The 13831-nt window shown below is 64.9% G+C and carries 15 protein-coding genes; 12 read left to right on the plus strand and 3 right to left on the minus strand.

Features of this window, described 5'->3' with window-relative positions; translation table 11 throughout:
* Positions 1-2 precede the first annotated feature (2 nt).
* Genes GFY24_RS13185 through GFY24_RS13200 form a run of 4 tightly spaced genes read left to right on the plus strand, consistent with a single transcriptional unit; the run spans position 3 to position 4730 of the window.
* Entirely contained in the window at positions 3-1571 is a 1569-nt protein-coding gene (locus GFY24_RS13185; protein WP_153805318.1) for an NAD(P)/FAD-dependent oxidoreductase, read from the plus strand.
* 31 nt (positions 1572-1602) lie between these two features.
* On the plus strand, positions 1603-2502 hold the full coding sequence (locus GFY24_RS13190; RefSeq protein WP_194852850.1) for an SDR family oxidoreductase: 900 nt from the start codon (positions 1603-1605) through the stop codon (positions 2500-2502).
* A gap of 1 nt (position 2503) precedes the next feature.
* Positions 2504-4261, plus strand: coding sequence for a long-chain-acyl-CoA synthetase (locus GFY24_RS13195; protein WP_153805320.1), 1758 nt, complete (start codon positions 2504-2506; stop codon positions 4259-4261).
* Positions 4251-4730, plus strand: a complete 480-nt coding sequence (locus GFY24_RS13200) for a PaaI family thioesterase (RefSeq protein WP_194852851.1) — start codon at positions 4251-4253, stop codon at positions 4728-4730. The genes GFY24_RS13195 and GFY24_RS13200 overlap by 11 nt, the downstream gene beginning before the upstream one ends.
* A 53-nt stretch (positions 4731-4783) precedes the next feature.
* On the opposite strand, the gene GFY24_RS13205 is transcribed toward GFY24_RS13200, so the two are convergent.
* Both GFY24_RS13205 and GFY24_RS13210 read right to left on the minus strand, forming a co-directional pair.
* On the minus strand, positions 4784-5491 hold the full coding sequence (locus GFY24_RS13205) for an alpha/beta fold hydrolase (protein WP_309230802.1): 708 nt from the start codon (positions 5489-5491) through the stop codon (positions 4784-4786).
* Between the two features lie 83 nt (positions 5492-5574).
* Complete coding sequence (locus GFY24_RS13210) at positions 5575-7191, minus strand: MFS transporter (RefSeq protein ID WP_153805323.1); 1617 nt, start codon at positions 7189-7191, stop codon at positions 5575-5577.
* An 88-nt stretch (positions 7192-7279) separates the two neighbouring features.
* Between GFY24_RS13210 and GFY24_RS13215 the strand changes: the two genes are divergently transcribed.
* From GFY24_RS13215 to GFY24_RS13230, 4 genes are all read left to right on the plus strand, one after another.
* Entirely contained in the window at positions 7280-7888 is a 609-nt protein-coding gene (locus GFY24_RS13215; RefSeq protein WP_228566266.1) for a TetR/AcrR family transcriptional regulator, read from the plus strand.
* A 354-nt stretch (positions 7889-8242) separates the two neighbouring features.
* A complete protein-coding gene (locus tag GFY24_RS13220) occupies positions 8243-8416 on the plus strand; it encodes a hypothetical protein (RefSeq protein WP_153805324.1) in 174 nt (57 codons plus the stop codon).
* A gap of 56 nt (positions 8417-8472) precedes the next feature.
* Positions 8473-8631 carry a hypothetical protein gene (locus GFY24_RS13225; RefSeq protein ID WP_153805325.1) on the plus strand — a complete coding sequence of 53 codons (159 nt, stop codon included), beginning with the start codon at positions 8473-8475 and terminating at the stop codon, positions 8629-8631.
* A gap of 43 nt (positions 8632-8674) precedes the next feature.
* Positions 8675-9145 (plus strand): hypothetical protein, encoded by a 471-nt coding sequence (locus GFY24_RS13230; RefSeq protein ID WP_153805326.1) that lies wholly within the window; start codon positions 8675-8677, stop codon positions 9143-9145.
* 8 nt (positions 9146-9153) lie between these two features.
* Here the strand turns inward: GFY24_RS13230 and GFY24_RS13235 are convergent, their stop codons facing one another.
* Complete coding sequence (locus GFY24_RS13235; protein ID WP_153805327.1) at positions 9154-9405, minus strand: hypothetical protein; 252 nt, start codon at positions 9403-9405, stop codon at positions 9154-9156.
* A 295-nt stretch (positions 9406-9700) separates the two neighbouring features.
* Here GFY24_RS13235 and GFY24_RS13240 point away from each other — a divergent pair, with 295 nt between their 5' ends.
* From GFY24_RS13240 to GFY24_RS13255, 4 genes are all read left to right on the plus strand, one after another.
* Entirely contained in the window at positions 9701-10075 is a 375-nt protein-coding gene (locus GFY24_RS13240) for a hydrogenase maturation nickel metallochaperone HypA (protein ID WP_153805328.1), read from the plus strand.
* On the plus strand, positions 10033-10842 hold the full coding sequence (gene hypB, locus GFY24_RS13245; protein ID WP_153805329.1) for a hydrogenase nickel incorporation protein HypB: 810 nt from the start codon (positions 10033-10035) through the stop codon (positions 10840-10842). The genes GFY24_RS13240 and hypB overlap by 43 nt, the downstream gene beginning before the upstream one ends.
* A gap of 114 nt (positions 10843-10956) precedes the next feature.
* On the plus strand, positions 10957-12012 hold the full coding sequence (locus GFY24_RS13250) for a hydrogenase expression protein HypE (protein ID WP_309230803.1): 1056 nt from the start codon (positions 10957-10959) through the stop codon (positions 12010-12012).
* A gap of 10 nt (positions 12013-12022) precedes the next feature.
* A complete protein-coding gene (locus GFY24_RS13255; protein ID WP_153805330.1) occupies positions 12023-13819 on the plus strand; it encodes a nickel-dependent hydrogenase large subunit in 1797 nt (598 codons plus the stop codon).
* Positions 13820-13831: the final 12 nt, after the last annotated feature.

Genomic DNA, 13831 nt, shown 5'->3' on the forward strand with positions numbered 1-13831 from the left:
GAATGATGCAATCGGCGAAACGGTACGACGTCGTGATCTGCGGTGGCGGTCTGGCAGGACTGACGCTGTCCAGACAGCTCCGGCGGGCCATGCCCGATCTCACGGTGCTGGTGCTGGAGCGCAGCGGGGGCGAAATCCCCGACGGCGCTTACAAAGTGGGTGAGGCGACGGTCGAGGGAGGTGCGCACTACTTCGGCGAACAACTCGGCCTCACCGGGTATCTCAACAGGCGGCACCTGCACAAGCTCGGGCTGCGAATGTTCTTCGGCGATTCGCACGGGCCATTGGAGGCTCGGCCCGAGCTGGGGGCCCGGCGGTTCCCGCGGGTGACGTCGTACCAGATCGACCGCGGCAGATTCGAGAAGGATCTGCGCGAGGGCACCGGCGAACTCGGCATCGAACTCGTCGAACAGGCGAAGGTGCTCGACATCGAATTGTCGAGCACCGACGAGGACCACCTCGTGCATTTCGAGGTGGCGGGGAGCGGTGAGCAGACGGTGCGGGCGCGCTTCGTCGTCGACGCGTCCGGGCGGCAGCGGCTGCTGCAGCGCAAACTCGGCCTGAGCGCGCCGAGTCCGCACAAGATCAATGCGGCGTGGTGGCGCTTCCGTGGCGAATACGACGTCGAGCGCATGACCGATACCGCGAACCCGACGTGGCGTCCGCCCACCCAGGAACGCCGGTGGTTCTCGACCAATCACCTGATGGGCAAGGGATATTGGGTATGGATGATCCCGCTCTCCTCCGGGAACACGAGCATCGGCATCGTCACCGATGAGGACATCCACCCCTTCCGCAGCTACGGGACGGAAAAGAAAGCGCGGCAATGGATTACCGAGCACGAGCCGGCGCTGGCATCGTTCATCGATCGGGCCGAGCCGATCGACTTCCTGCAGGTGCGCAATGCGAGTTATGCGTCCGAGCAGATCTTCTCGCATCAGCGCTGGGCCTGTGTCGGTGAGGCGGGCATCTTCCTGGACGCCTTCTACAGCCCGGGATCGGACTACATCGCCTACACCAACACCATCACCACCCGTCTGATCGAACTGGATCGCAAGGGCCGCTTGACCGCTGAGGTCGCAGGGACCTTCAACCGGCTGATGCTCGACGATATGTGGCCGAACTACCTGGGCATGTATCACCGGAACTACTCCATCTTCGGCAGCGCGCCCGCCATGTTCACCAAGGTGATGTGGGATACCTCCTTCTACTGGGCGCTGCCCTCCCAGCTGCTGTTCCGGGGATTGCTGGGCAATACGGACGCGGCGGACGAATTCCATCCGATCGCAACACGATTCAAGGGTATTCAGTCGCGCATGCAGGCGAATCTGCGCGCGTTCGGCGCCCAGGCCCCGCAGCCGGACAAGTACCTGTTCGTGGAGTACTCCAAGGTGCCGATCTGCGCACAGCTGCACCTGGACCTGCTCACCGAGAAGACCGCCGACCAGACCTTCCGCGATATGCGGCGCAATGTCGACCGCTTGGAGGCGTGGGCCGAGTCGTTCGAACAGGAGGTCGCCAAACGCTTCGACCTTCCCGAGCGCGAACGCGTCGCGGCCGTCGCCGAGTGACCACGGTCGAGACAATCGAGAGGAGCCGAAGGTGACAGAGTTCGAAGGCCGGGTAGCGATCATCACCGGTGGCAGTCGGGGCATCGGCAAGGCACTGGCCCTTGCCCTGGCCGAGCAGGGCGTGAATATCGTCATCGGCGCGAAGACGATGCAGGACGGCGGCCGGTTGCCGGGCAGTGTGCCGGAGACCGTGCGGGAGGTCGAAGCGCGTGGGGCACAGGCGCTGGGGCTGCGCTGCGATGTGCGTGACGACGCGGATCTGAAGAATCTGGTCGATCGGACGGTGGAGCGGTTCGGGCGCATCGACATTCTGGTCAACAATGCCGGTGCGATGTGGTTGCAGTCGGTCGAGGGCACCCCGCACAAACGGTACGACCTGGTCATGAACATCAATGCCCGGGCGCCGTTTCTCCTTGCGCACCACTGCATTCCGCATATGCGTGCGGGCGGATGGGGTCATATCGTCAACCTGAGTCCGCCGCTGGATCCCGAGGGGATTCGGCATATGGGCGGCAAGGTGGCCTATATGTCCTCGAAGCTCAATGCCACCCTGCTCACCCTGGGCCTGGGGAAAGAGGTCGCGGCGGACGGGATCGCCTGCAATACGGTCTGGACGCGCACCCTGATCGGGACGCTGGCGACACAGAATCTCGCCATCGGCAGCGCCGAGGATTGGCGGACCGAGGACATTGTGGTCGACGCCATTATGGCTGTGCTGGAACAGGATCCGGCGAAGTTCACCGGCAATGCCCTGATCGATGACGAGATTCTGGCTCAGCTCAAGGGCATCGAGGATCTGTCCCGCTACCGGTTCGTGCCCGGGACGGAACCGACGCCCATGACCTGGGAGCGCTGGGATCTGGTCGCGGAGGTGGCGCAGCAGATGTACTTCGCCGCCATGGCCCCGGCGCCGCGGCCCGAGGGCGCCTAGCGTGCCGGCGCACCGCATCGGGTCGTACGCGACTCTCGCGCGCGGCGTGCTCGAGGGCGCCGGCTCGCACCGGACACTGGCGCTCGAACTCGAGCGGCGCAGTCGCACGCAGCCGGCGCACTCGTTCCTACTCTACGAGGATCGGCGCTTCGACTACGGGCAGGCCGATCGCATTGTGAACGGCATCGCGCACGCCTATCTCGCCGCGGGTATGGGCCGGGGCGATGTCCTGGCATTGCTCATGGAGAACCGCCCGGAATTCCTCTGGCACTATCTGGCGGCGGGCAAGCTCGGAATCGTTGTGGCCCTTGTCAATACGCAGGCGCGAGGGGACGGGCTGGCACACGCGCTGACGGTATGCGGGGCCCGGCACATGATCGTCGGCTCGGAGTGCCTGCCCGCGTTCCTGACCATCCGGGAGCGGGTGGGGGAGTTGGCGGACCGGTGCCTGGTCGACGAGGACCCGGGCGTAACCCACTGTGACACAGCGGGACTCGCGCGTTTCGAGCCGAGCCGGACGGTCACCGATCCGCCCGATACCGCCCGCAGCACCCTCGGGGACACGGGCGCTTACGTTTTCACCAGCGGAACGACCGGGCTCCCCAAGGCCGCCGTCATGAGCTACCAGCGGCTGACCACCGTCGGCCGGGTGCTCGGCGCTCTGGCGTGGCGTTTCGAACCGGGGGACGTGGTGTACAACTGCCTGCCGCTGTTCCACACGCACGCCCTGGTCATTTCCCTGGCGAGCGTTCTCACCCACGGATCCACGCTGGCGCTGGGTCGGAGATTCTCCGCCGGTGGTTTCTGGCGGGACATACACCGTTTCGAGGCAACGGGTTTCAACTACATCGGTGAGATGTGCCGGTATCTGGTCAATACCCCGCCCGGCGAGTACGACAACCGGCACCGGGTGCGGGTGATCGTCGGGCAGGGGTTGCAGTCCGATGCCTGGGTGAAACTTCAGGATCGGTTCGCGATACCGCGAATCGTCGAAATGTACGCGTCCACCGAGGGAAATATCGCCACGCTCAACCTGTCCGGGACGGTCGGGTCGGTCGGCACGCTGCGGCTGGGCGGAAAACTGGCGAAGTGGGACTTCGAGCGGGACGACTTCGTGCGGAACGCGGGTCGTCTGGTGCCGTGCGGCCCAGGCGATGTCGGGGTTCTGCTCGGGCCGATCCGCAAGCGCACCCCGTTCGCCGGCTATCGCGATACCGAGGCCACCAGCGCGAAGGTCCTCACCGATGCCTTCCGCGCCGGCGACGCACTGTTCAATACCGGGGACGCGTTTCGCCTGGACGAGCGCAAGAATCTGTTCTTCGTGGATCGGCTCGGGGACACCTTCCGCAACAAGGGTGAGAACGTCTCGACCACCGAGGTACAGGAGCAGCTCGCGCGGTGGCCCGGCATTGCCGCCGCCAGCGTGTACGGCGTCACCGTACCGGGCCGTGAAGGCCGGGCCGGGATGGCGGCCGTCGTGCTCGCGGACGGTGCCCGATTCGATGGTGCGGCGCTGGCCGCGCATCTGGACGCGGCCCTGCCGTCTTATGCCCAACCGGTCTTCATTCGGGTACGTTCGACACTGGAAACCACTGCGACACTGAAGCTTTCCAAGCTCACGCTGCAGCGTGAGGGTTTCGCGCCACGGGACGGGGAGCCCATCTATATCCGCGATGCGGCCGACGGCTACCGGGAACTCACGCACGAGCACTACGACGACATTGTTCGAGGCGAGACAGGAGCCATCCATGGCCAATGAAACCGTCATCAAAGGGCACGAGGAGATCGTCAAGCAGGCGATCGCGGCCTTCGACAATCTGCCGGTCCCGCCCGGAATCGAGTTGCAGCTGCCGCCGCCCTCGACCACGACCCTGGGCCTGCTGTACGAGGAATTCGTTCCCGGCCAATCGCTTTCGGCGACCGTCGAGATCCCCGCGAAGTACGGCAATGTGATGGGCCTGCTGCAGGGCGGCTTCCTCGCCGCCATGTTCGACGACCTCATGGCGCCCCTGAGCTATCTGACCTCGCAGAACCCCACCACGAGCATGGATCTGACCACGCACTTCCTGCGCCCGGTCTTCGTCGGCGAGCACCTGACCCTGACCGCCACCATTCGCAAGCCCGGGCGGTCGGTCATCTACATTGCCGCCGAGGCCCACAATGGGAGCGGCAAGCTGGTGGCGACGGCGATCTCCGCGATCCAGGTCATGCAGGTCCCGAAACCCTGATTCCGGCGGCGGTGCGGCACTGAAATCTTCGGTGCCGCACCGTTTTTCGATGCTCAGGTGTGCGGGGAGCGTTCCGCCGCGGTCAGAAATTCCTCCAGCACGGCATTGAAGCCGGGCACCCGCTGGACCGCGTGGCCGGCCCCGGACAGGCGGACGCGCTGCCCGCCCATCCGCGCGGCGACAGCGTCGCAGAGCACCTCGATCGCCGGGGTGTGATTGCCCGAGACGATCAGCGCCGGTATGGCCGCCTCGACAATCCTGTCGAACCGGGGGCTGGCCTCCCACGGGGAACGAAGATTGTGTGCCAGCTCCAGCGCCTGCGCGAGATCGTCGTTCTCGGCCTCGAGAATTCGCCGATCGATACCGGCCATGGCGAAGAATTCGCGTTCGGTCGCGGCATCGGATTCGCCGGCGGTGAACCGATCGGCCACAGCCGCCAGCCTTCGTACCGAGTCGTCCGAGCGGGCCGCCGTCCAGAGCGGCACCTCGATCAGGGTCAGGGAGCGAACCCGGGACGGCCTGCGCCCGGCCGCGATACACATGCCCAGGCCACCGTAGGAGAAGCCGACGAGATGCGCACCGCCGTCGATGTTCTCGATGCACTGCACCAGATCGTCGGCGTCGACGAGGAAGTCCTGCCGTGGCGCGGCGGGGCTCGGTGCGAAGCCCCGGCGGCTCGGAATCAGCAGTGACCAGCGGGCCTCGAGCTCCTGCTGACGGGTCCACGATCGGCGCGCCGGGAGACCACCGTGAACGAGCACGACGGGCGGTCCGTGCCCCGACTTCCGGACGAAGAGTGGTGAAAGCGCCTGCGCGCCAATCGTTTCGGCCGGACGTGGGTGAGTCACGACGGCCCCGGCGGCGCGGCCACGGAAGCCTCGTCCGGTTCGGCGAGGGGCTGTTCCCGCTTACCGCTGGGCAGCCACAGCATTGCGGTCACTGCGGCCAGAGCGGCGACCACGGCACTCACCATCATCGTCACCTGCATCGCGGAGAGGAATGAGCTCTGCGCGACGGCGACCAATTCCGGTGCGCGGCGGGAGAATTCGGCCAGCTCGGCCGGTGTGGCCCCCGATGCCCCGGTCTGCGCCTGCTGCACCGCGAGCAGTGTCGATCCGAGGGAGTTGCCCGCCTCGCCCCGCGCGTGCTCGGGCAGGGCATCGATACCGGCGCCCAGTCGATCCCGGTACGCTGTTCCCAGCGTCGAGCCCAGCACGGCGACGCCGAGCGCGGTTCCCAACTGCCGGAAGGTATTTGCCAGCGCCGAGCCGGCGCCGGACCGGGCGGGCGGCACCACCGACAGGGCGGCGGTCATCGATGGCGCCAGCGTCGCCCCGAAACCGAGACCGCAGACGAACTGCAGCACCCCGAACACCCACATTCCGGCGTGCTGCCCGAGTAGCGCGAACCCGATACACCCGGCGCACAGGGCGATCGCGCCCGCGGCGACCACGGCCGCGGCGCCGAACCGGGCCACCAGCACATCGCTGCGCTGGCCCGCGAGCGCCGCTCCCACCGCCACCGGCAGCATGAGCAGCCCCGAATCCAATGGCGAGAAGCCGCGCAGGATCTGCACATAGAACACCAGCACGAAACTCGCGCCGTTGACCGCGAAGAAGGTCATCGACATGGTGCCGGCTCCGGCCGCGAACTTCTTGGTACGCAACAACATCAGATCCAGCGCCGGATTCGCCGCCCGCGCCGAGTGCCATCCGAGCACGCCCAGCAGAACGACACTGGCGGCGATCGGGCCGAAGACCTGTGCGCGCAGCCAGCCGCCGGGCTCACCGCCGCTGATGACGCCGTACACCAGCAGCCCGACTCCGGTGATGGAGAGCCCCACGCCCGCGATGTCCAGCCGGCCGCGCTGCGGGGCCTTGGTATTGGGGACCAGCAGCAGGATCGCGACCACGGCCGCGATCGTCAGCGGCACATTGACCAGCAGCGCCGACCCCCACCAGAACGTACCGACCAGCGCCCCGCCGATCACCGGGCCGCAGGCGATCCCGACGCCGTTCGCCACCGACCACAGCCCGATCGCCTTGGCCCGCTCGGCCACGGGGAACGCGGTGGTGATCACCGCCATGCTGCAGCCCGGTACCACCGCGGCGCCGACACCCATCAGCGCACGCCACAGGGTCAGTTGCGAGGTATCACCGGACCAGGCGCCGGCCGTGGAGACGACCGCGAAAAACAGCATGCCGCAGACCAATACGGCGCGGCGGCCGAAACGGTCGCCCAGCACGCCCGCGCTGAACATCAGCGCGGCATAGGTGAGGGTGTACGCATCCATCGCCCACTGCAACTGCGCATTGGTCGCCGACAGCGACTGCTGTATCGACTTCAACGCCACGACGAGAATCGTGTTGTCCATGACGACGATGAACATGCAGAACGACATCACCGCCAGCACTGCCCAGCGCCGTGGATCGGCCGTGACAGGCGTATCGGTCTCGGTCATGGGTGGCTCCTCGGCGGGCGCACGACACAGTTACCTTGAGTGTCCAATGTAAGACGGCTACCTTTACCCGTCAAGGTAGTATTGGCCGATGGCCATGCGAGTACGGCGCAAACCCGACGAAGCCAAGCTCCTGATTCTCGAAGCGGCGAGCAGACTGCTCACCGCCGGCGGTCCGGCCGCCGTGCAGGTGCGGGCCGTCGCCGCCGAGGTCGGCGTGTCCGATGCCGCGATCAACCACCACTTCGGCACGCGTGACCAATTACTGGAGGCCCTACTGCGATTCGGCGGCGCCGAACTCAGAGCCGAACTACACGGCGTATTGGAGACCTGGAACGGTGGCCCCGCCGACCCCGCCGGCCTGGTGCACGCGCTCTACCGGCTCTACTCCGGCGGTTACGCCGAACTGGCGCTGGCACTGCACCGCTCCGGCTGGCGCGACTCCCGCAGCGGAATGCTCAACGAGGTCGTCGACCGGCTGTACGACCAAGCCCGCCAAGAACGCGCAGCCGCCGGCCGAAAACCGACGTCCCGCAAGGACATCCAACTGACCGTAGCCGCCCTGCACCAGGCCGTGATGATGGAACCCTTGTTCGGCAACGAATTTCGCCGCAGCGCCGGCCTGGAGGCAACGGAATCCGATCCCATGATCGACTGGTGGATCCGAACGCTGCGCGCGAGCATCAGCGGAGAGCGGTAGCGCCACACGTTCTACATGCGCCGGGCCTGGCGCAAAGAAGGGTGGTGGGTTCCATTGAAGCTCAATGGAACCCACCACCGGCAGCGGAGCGGGGGCCGCCGCAGCCCTCGGGGCCTCACTCGATCCTGACGCCGATTATAGTGTAGGTCAGGCTTACCTAACTTGCAAGCGCATGGCCGTTACTCCTGTCGGGCTGTTTGCAATGGGCACTGCATTCACATAATGGCCTGGCTTTTGCGGTGGGAAGATTGTGCGGGCCGCACGCCCTTGGGGCTTGTGGAGCAGGGCCGTTGGGAGGTGGCAGGCAATGCATGCTCTCGTAGGTGTTGAAGGAGGGTGGCCGGGGGTGGTCACGTGGCTCGCATCTTTCTGAGTCATTCCAGCCACGACAGTCGGGTGGCGGTGGCCCTGAAGCGATGGCTGGTCGAACAAGACCACGAGGATCTGTTGGCGGTGGACGGCCCGTATCGCCGCCTCTGGTCGGCCTATGTCGGCGACACCGTCGAGGCGGTGGAATCCGTGCGATGAGCGGCGGATCTCGCTATCACGGTTTCATAACAGGCGAACGTGGGTAGTCGAAGGTCATGACCTTGATGCGGGAGATCTCCGTCAACAGCTCGTCCGAGCGAGTCGGTGCGAATCGGCGACCCTACGTCGGCGCGCAGTTCTTCCTAGGTGTCCTGGCGAGCGGCTGCGGCGCTGCCGCGGTCGCACTGCTGACCCTGATGATGCAGTACCGCTAGCCGATATCGACCGCACTGCAAGGGCTTTCGACGGGAGTGTGACATGCAATCCGATGAGATAGTGCTACCGGTTTCCGGGCTGCGGGTGGAGTGGCGACCTGATGACGAACGCTTTCGCATCCGCCCCTCCGGGCCCAGCGGCACCGGTACGCGCGGGCAGCCCTGGCGGGAATGGCTGGGGCACAGCGATATGGCGGTCGGCGCGTCCGGTCCCATCCCGCAGGATCCGGAGGCCACCTGGTGGGCGGTATGGGGTGAGTACATCGGCAATGATGTGCAGGTCACCCTGAATGATCAGAGTCGGCCCGAAGTCCTGGTTTTCGGCAAACTGTGGATCTGCGAGGGGCGCGGCCGCGAACGCGAGGCCACCGTGGTGACCGCCGGACGGCAGGCGGAGATCCGCTTCGCGCCGCCGCTGGCGGTGGGTGCCGGACGGGTGAGCGCAAACGGCTCGCGCGATCCGAGCCATATCGAGACGCCGACCGGATTCCATGAAATGTCCGGCCGGACATAGTAATTCGGTCAGGTCGCCGGAAGCGTCTGCTGGAACCAGGTGAGGATCTGCGGCAGCGCCACGCGGACGGTCCCGTTGTGATCGATATTGCCCAGGTCTGTCAGCGATTCATCGCGGTGACCCAGTACGCGAAGTAGTAGACCGCGATCCCGCAGCCGTCGAGAATCTGTGCGCTGCAAGACAACCAGGCCGCTCGCTGTGGTCGCCGAGCCGTCGGGCCGCGATGGTTCGATACACAACGCGATAGCCGTCCACGCCATTGCGCACCGGTGTATCGATATTCCCCTTGGTGAGATAGCCGGTGACGTCCTGCGCCGACATCTGCGCGATCGGGGTCGTGGATACGATCTCGCCTCGGTTGTCGGGTGGCGTGCTGTCGTCATGTGCTGAACAGGCGCTCGATCCGAGCAGTACCACCAGGACCGCCATCGCGAAACACTCTGCTCTACGCATGAATTTGCCGATCTTCTCGGAGTCGGATGATTATTGCCGGTTCTCCACGGGGGCGGGCGGCGGTAGCCTCGAAGTTGGTCCTTCTATGCGACGAGGCCGGCGATGCACGAGATGGCGATTGTCCAGAGTGTCGTAGCCGCCGTGTGCGAGCACGCGGCGGGCCGGACGGTGTACAGCGTCACCGTCTCGGTGGGTGCGCTCTGCGCCGTCCTTCCCGATGCGATGCGGTTCTGTTTCGAGCTCGCCACCGAGGACACCGTCGCCGCCGGGGCCCGGCTCGAGATCGAGCCGGTGCCGGGGAGGGCGCACTGCCGGTCCTGCGGCATCGAATTCACACTGGTCGACCTGATCCTGTTGTGCCCCTGTGGAAGTGCCGATCTAGTTGTGACCTCCGGGCGGGAACTCAGAATCCGGTCGATGGAAGTGAGCGAAGAATGTGCGCAACCTGCGGATGCGGCAACGACAGCGCGGCCGTAATCACCATCCCGCACGAACACGGGCATGAGCATGAACACGGTCATGAGCACGGTGCCGGGCACAGCCACGAGCACGGGGCGGATCATGTCCACCTCCCGGTGACCGAGACGATCACTCTCGAGCAGAAGATCCTGGCGAAGAACGATGTCCTGGCCGAGCGCAATCGGGAATGGCTCGCGCGGCGAAAGATCGTGGCGTTAAATATGACCAGCTCACCGGGTGCGGGCAAGACCTCCCTGCTGGAACGCACAATCCGCGAGCTCGGCCGCGTGCCGATGGCCGTGATCGAAGGCGATCAGGAGACCCTGCTCGATGCCGAGCGGATCCGGGCGACCGGCTGCCCGGTGGTGCAGATCAATACCGGCGCGGGCTGCCACCTGGACGCCGAGATGATGCACCGTGCCCTCGACACCCTGGATCCGGCGGCGGGCACCCTGCTGTTCATCGAGAATGTCGGGAACCTGGTCTGCCCCGCCCTGTTCGATCTGGGGGAGAAGAGCAAAGTCGTGGTCATCTCGGTGACCGAGGGAACCGACAAACCACTCAAATATCCGCACATGTTCGCAGCCGCCGGACTGGTCATCGTAAACAAGACTGATTTACTTCCATATGTGGACTTCGACCTGGATAAATGCCGCGAGTACGCGCATTCGGTGAACCCGGTCGTAGAAATTCTGCCGATGTCGGTGACCACGGGCGACGGAATATCGGCCTGGTATGCGTGGCTGGCGAAGGAGTGCGAATTAGTTGCCTCCGACCAGCCTTGATCACCTTGACGGGCGGGCATAGACTCATGTGATCGGGGTCACGTCCGGTTGACGATCTTCGACGAAGGAGAGACCGTAACCCCGCGTGTTCATGCTCCATGAAGGGTGAATTCCGTGCCTACTCAGGAAGCAGTCAAAGCCGAAGAAACGCTGATTCACGTTCTCTGGATCAACGCCGGCCTCAGTTGTGACGGTGACTCCGTGGCGTTGACTGCCGCCACGCAACCGAGCATCGAGGAGATCGCGCTCGGCGCGCTCCCGGGATTACCGAAAATTGCGGTGCACTGGCCGCTCATCGATTTCGAATGCGGCCCGACCGGCGGCGCCGACGACTTCCTGGAATGGTTCTTCAAAGCCGATCGCGGTGAACTGGAGCCGTTCGTCCTCGTTGTTGAGGGCTCTATACCGAATGAGAAATTACACGACGAGGGCTACTGGTGCGGATTCGGAAATGATCCGGCCACCGGTCAGCCCATGACCACCAGCGAATGGCTCGATCGCCTCGCGCCGAAGGCCACCGCGATTGTCGCGGTCGGCACCTGCGCGACCTACGGTGGCATCCACGCGATGGCCGGTAATCCCACCGGCGCCATGGGCGTTCCGGACTATCTCGGCTGGGACTGGAAGAGCAAGGCAGGCATCCCGATCGTCTGCGTGCCCGGCTGCCCGATCCAGCCGGACAATCTGTCCGAAACCCTGACCTACCTGCTGTACATGGCGACGGGTCAGGCGCCGATGATCCCACTCGACGAGGCGCTGCGGCCCAAGTGGCTGTTCGGTGCGACGGTGCACGAGGGCTGCGACCGGGCGGGCTACTACGAGCAGGGCGAATTCGCCACCGAGTATGGTTCGCCGAAATGCATTGTGAAACTGGGCTGTTGGGGTCCGGTGGTGAAATGCAATGTGCCCAAACGCGGTTGGATCAACGGCGTCGGCGGCTGCCCCAATGTGGGCGGTATCTGCATCGGCTGCACAATGCCCGGATTCCCGGATAAATTCATGCCTTTCATGGATGAACCGCCCGGCGGCAAGCTCTCGTCCACGGCATCCGGACTCTATGGATCGGTGATCCGCAATTTGCGGCATATCACCGGCCGCACGGTCGATAAAGAGCCGCAGTGGCGGCATAAGGGCGAGAAGCTGGAAACCGGCGCGTCGCGCACCTGGTAGGAGAAGCTCCATGACACAGATCATTCCGGAGCCGTCGCACCGAAAGATCGACCCCGACAGTCTCGTCGAAATGGCGTGGGATCCGATCACTCGAATCGTCGGCAGCCTGGGCATTTACACGAAAATCGATTTCGAGAATCGTGAGGTGGTCGAGTGTCACAGCACCTCGTCGATCTTCCGCGGTTACTCGATCTTCATGCGCGGCAAGGATCCTCGGGACGCGCACTTCATCACCAGCCGTATCTGCGGTATCTGCGGTGACAATCACGCGACCTGCTCCTGCTATTGCCAGAACATGGCATACGGGGTGAAGCCGCCGGCGCTGGGTGAATGGATCGTGAATCTCGGCGAGGCCGCCGAGTACATGTTCGATCACAATATCTTCCAGGAAAACCTGGTCGGTGTGGATTTCTGCGAGCGGATGGTCGCCGAGACCAATCCCGGTGTGCTGGCCAAGGCCGAGAACACCGACGCACCGCATGCGGGTGAGCATGGCTACCGCAAGATCGCCGACATCATGCGCGCGCTCAACCCGTTCACCGGTGAGTTCTATCGGGAGGCGCTCCAGGTCAGCCGGTATACCCGAGAGATGTTCTGCCTCATGGAAGGCAGGCACGTGCATCCCTCGACGTTATATCCCGGCGGTGTGGGCACGGTCGCGACGATCCAGCTGATGACCGACTACGTGTCCCGGCTGATGCGCTATGTCGAGTTCATGAAGAAGGTCGTGCCCATGCACGACGATCTGTTCGACTTCTTCTACGAGGCGCTGCCCGGCTACGACCAGGTGGGCCTGCGCCGCACCCTGCTCGGCTGCTGGGGTTCGTTCCAGGATCCCGAGGTCTGCAATTTCGCGTACAAGGATATGGAGAACTGGGGCAACCGGATGTTCGTGACGCCGGGCGTCGTGGTGGACGGCAAGCTCGTCACCACCTCCCTGGTCGATATCAACCTCGGTATCCGAATCCTTTTGGGTAGTTCGTATTACGACGACTGGACCGATCAGGAGATGTTCGTCGAGACCGATCCGCTGGGTAATCCGGTGGACCGGCGGCACCCGTGGAACCAGCACACGAACCCGAAGCCGCAGAAGCGGGATACGGACGACAAGTACAGCTGGGTGATGTCACCGCGCTGGTACCACGGACAGGATCATCTAGCCCTCGATACCGGCGGCGGTCCATTGGCCAGGCTGTGGTCGACGGCCCTGGCGGGTCTGGTCGATATCGGCTATGTGAAGGCCACCGGGCACAGTGTGCAGATCAATCTGCCCAAGACCGCGCTCGCGGGTCCGGTCAGCTTCGAATGGCAGATACCGGTTTTCGGCAGCAATACCCTCGAGCGCAATCGCGCGCGCACCTACTTCCAGGCCTATGCGGCGGCGAGCGCCCTGCACTTCGCCGAGCAGGCGCTGATCGAGATCCGGGCCGGGCGCACCAAGACCTGGGAGAAGTTCGAGGTGCCCGATGAGGCCATCGGCTGCGGTTTCACCGAGGCCGTGCGCGGGGTGCTGTCGCATCACATGGTGATCCGGGACGGCAAGATCGCGAACTATCACCCTTATCCGCCCACACCGTGGAATGCCAGCCCGCGCGACAGTTTCGGCACGCCGGGACCGTACGAGGATGCGGTGCAGGGTCAGCCGGTCTTCGAGGAGAACGATCGCGAGGATTTCAAGGGCATCGACATCATGCGCACCGTGCGCAGTTTCGATCCCTGTCTGCCCTGCGGTGTGCACATGTATCTCGGTGAGGGCAAGACCCTGGAGAAATTGCACTCACCGACACAGACGCTCACCGCCGAGTGAACGGGGCCGGGC

Source organism: Nocardia sp. SYP-A9097 (genome assembly GCF_009649815.1).
Taxonomy (GTDB): domain Bacteria; phylum Actinomycetota; class Actinomycetes; order Mycobacteriales; family Mycobacteriaceae; genus Nocardia.

Excerpts from the sequence above, each read along its gene's own strand:
- GFY24_RS13225 (WP_153805325.1), top strand. The coding sequence starts at position 8,473 with ATGACCTTGATGCGGGAGATCTCCGTCAACAGCTCGTCCGAGCGAGTC.
- hypB (WP_153805329.1), top strand. The coding sequence starts at position 10,033 with ATGTGCGCAACCTGCGGATGCGGCAACGACAGCGCGGCCGTAATCACC.
- GFY24_RS13210 (WP_153805323.1), bottom strand. The coding sequence starts at position 7,191 with ATGACCGAGACCGATACGCCTGTCACGGCCGATCCACGGCGCTGGGCA.
- GFY24_RS13235 (WP_153805327.1), bottom strand. The coding sequence starts at position 9,405 with ATGGCGTGGACGGCTATCGCGTTGTGTATCGAACCATCGCGGCCCGAC.
- GFY24_RS13185 (WP_153805318.1), top strand. The coding sequence starts at position 3 with ATGATGCAATCGGCGAAACGGTACGACGTCGTGATCTGCGGTGGCGGT.
- GFY24_RS13240 (WP_153805328.1), top strand. The coding sequence starts at position 9,701 with ATGCACGAGATGGCGATTGTCCAGAGTGTCGTAGCCGCCGTGTGCGAG.
- GFY24_RS13230 (WP_153805326.1), top strand. The coding sequence starts at position 8,675 with ATGCAATCCGATGAGATAGTGCTACCGGTTTCCGGGCTGCGGGTGGAG.
- GFY24_RS13200 (WP_194852851.1), top strand. The coding sequence starts at position 4,251 with ATGGCCAATGAAACCGTCATCAAAGGGCACGAGGAGATCGTCAAGCAG.
- GFY24_RS13255 (WP_153805330.1), top strand. The coding sequence starts at position 12,023 with ATGACACAGATCATTCCGGAGCCGTCGCACCGAAAGATCGACCCCGAC.
- GFY24_RS13215 (WP_228566266.1), top strand. The coding sequence starts at position 7,280 with ATGGCCATGCGAGTACGGCGCAAACCCGACGAAGCCAAGCTCCTGATT.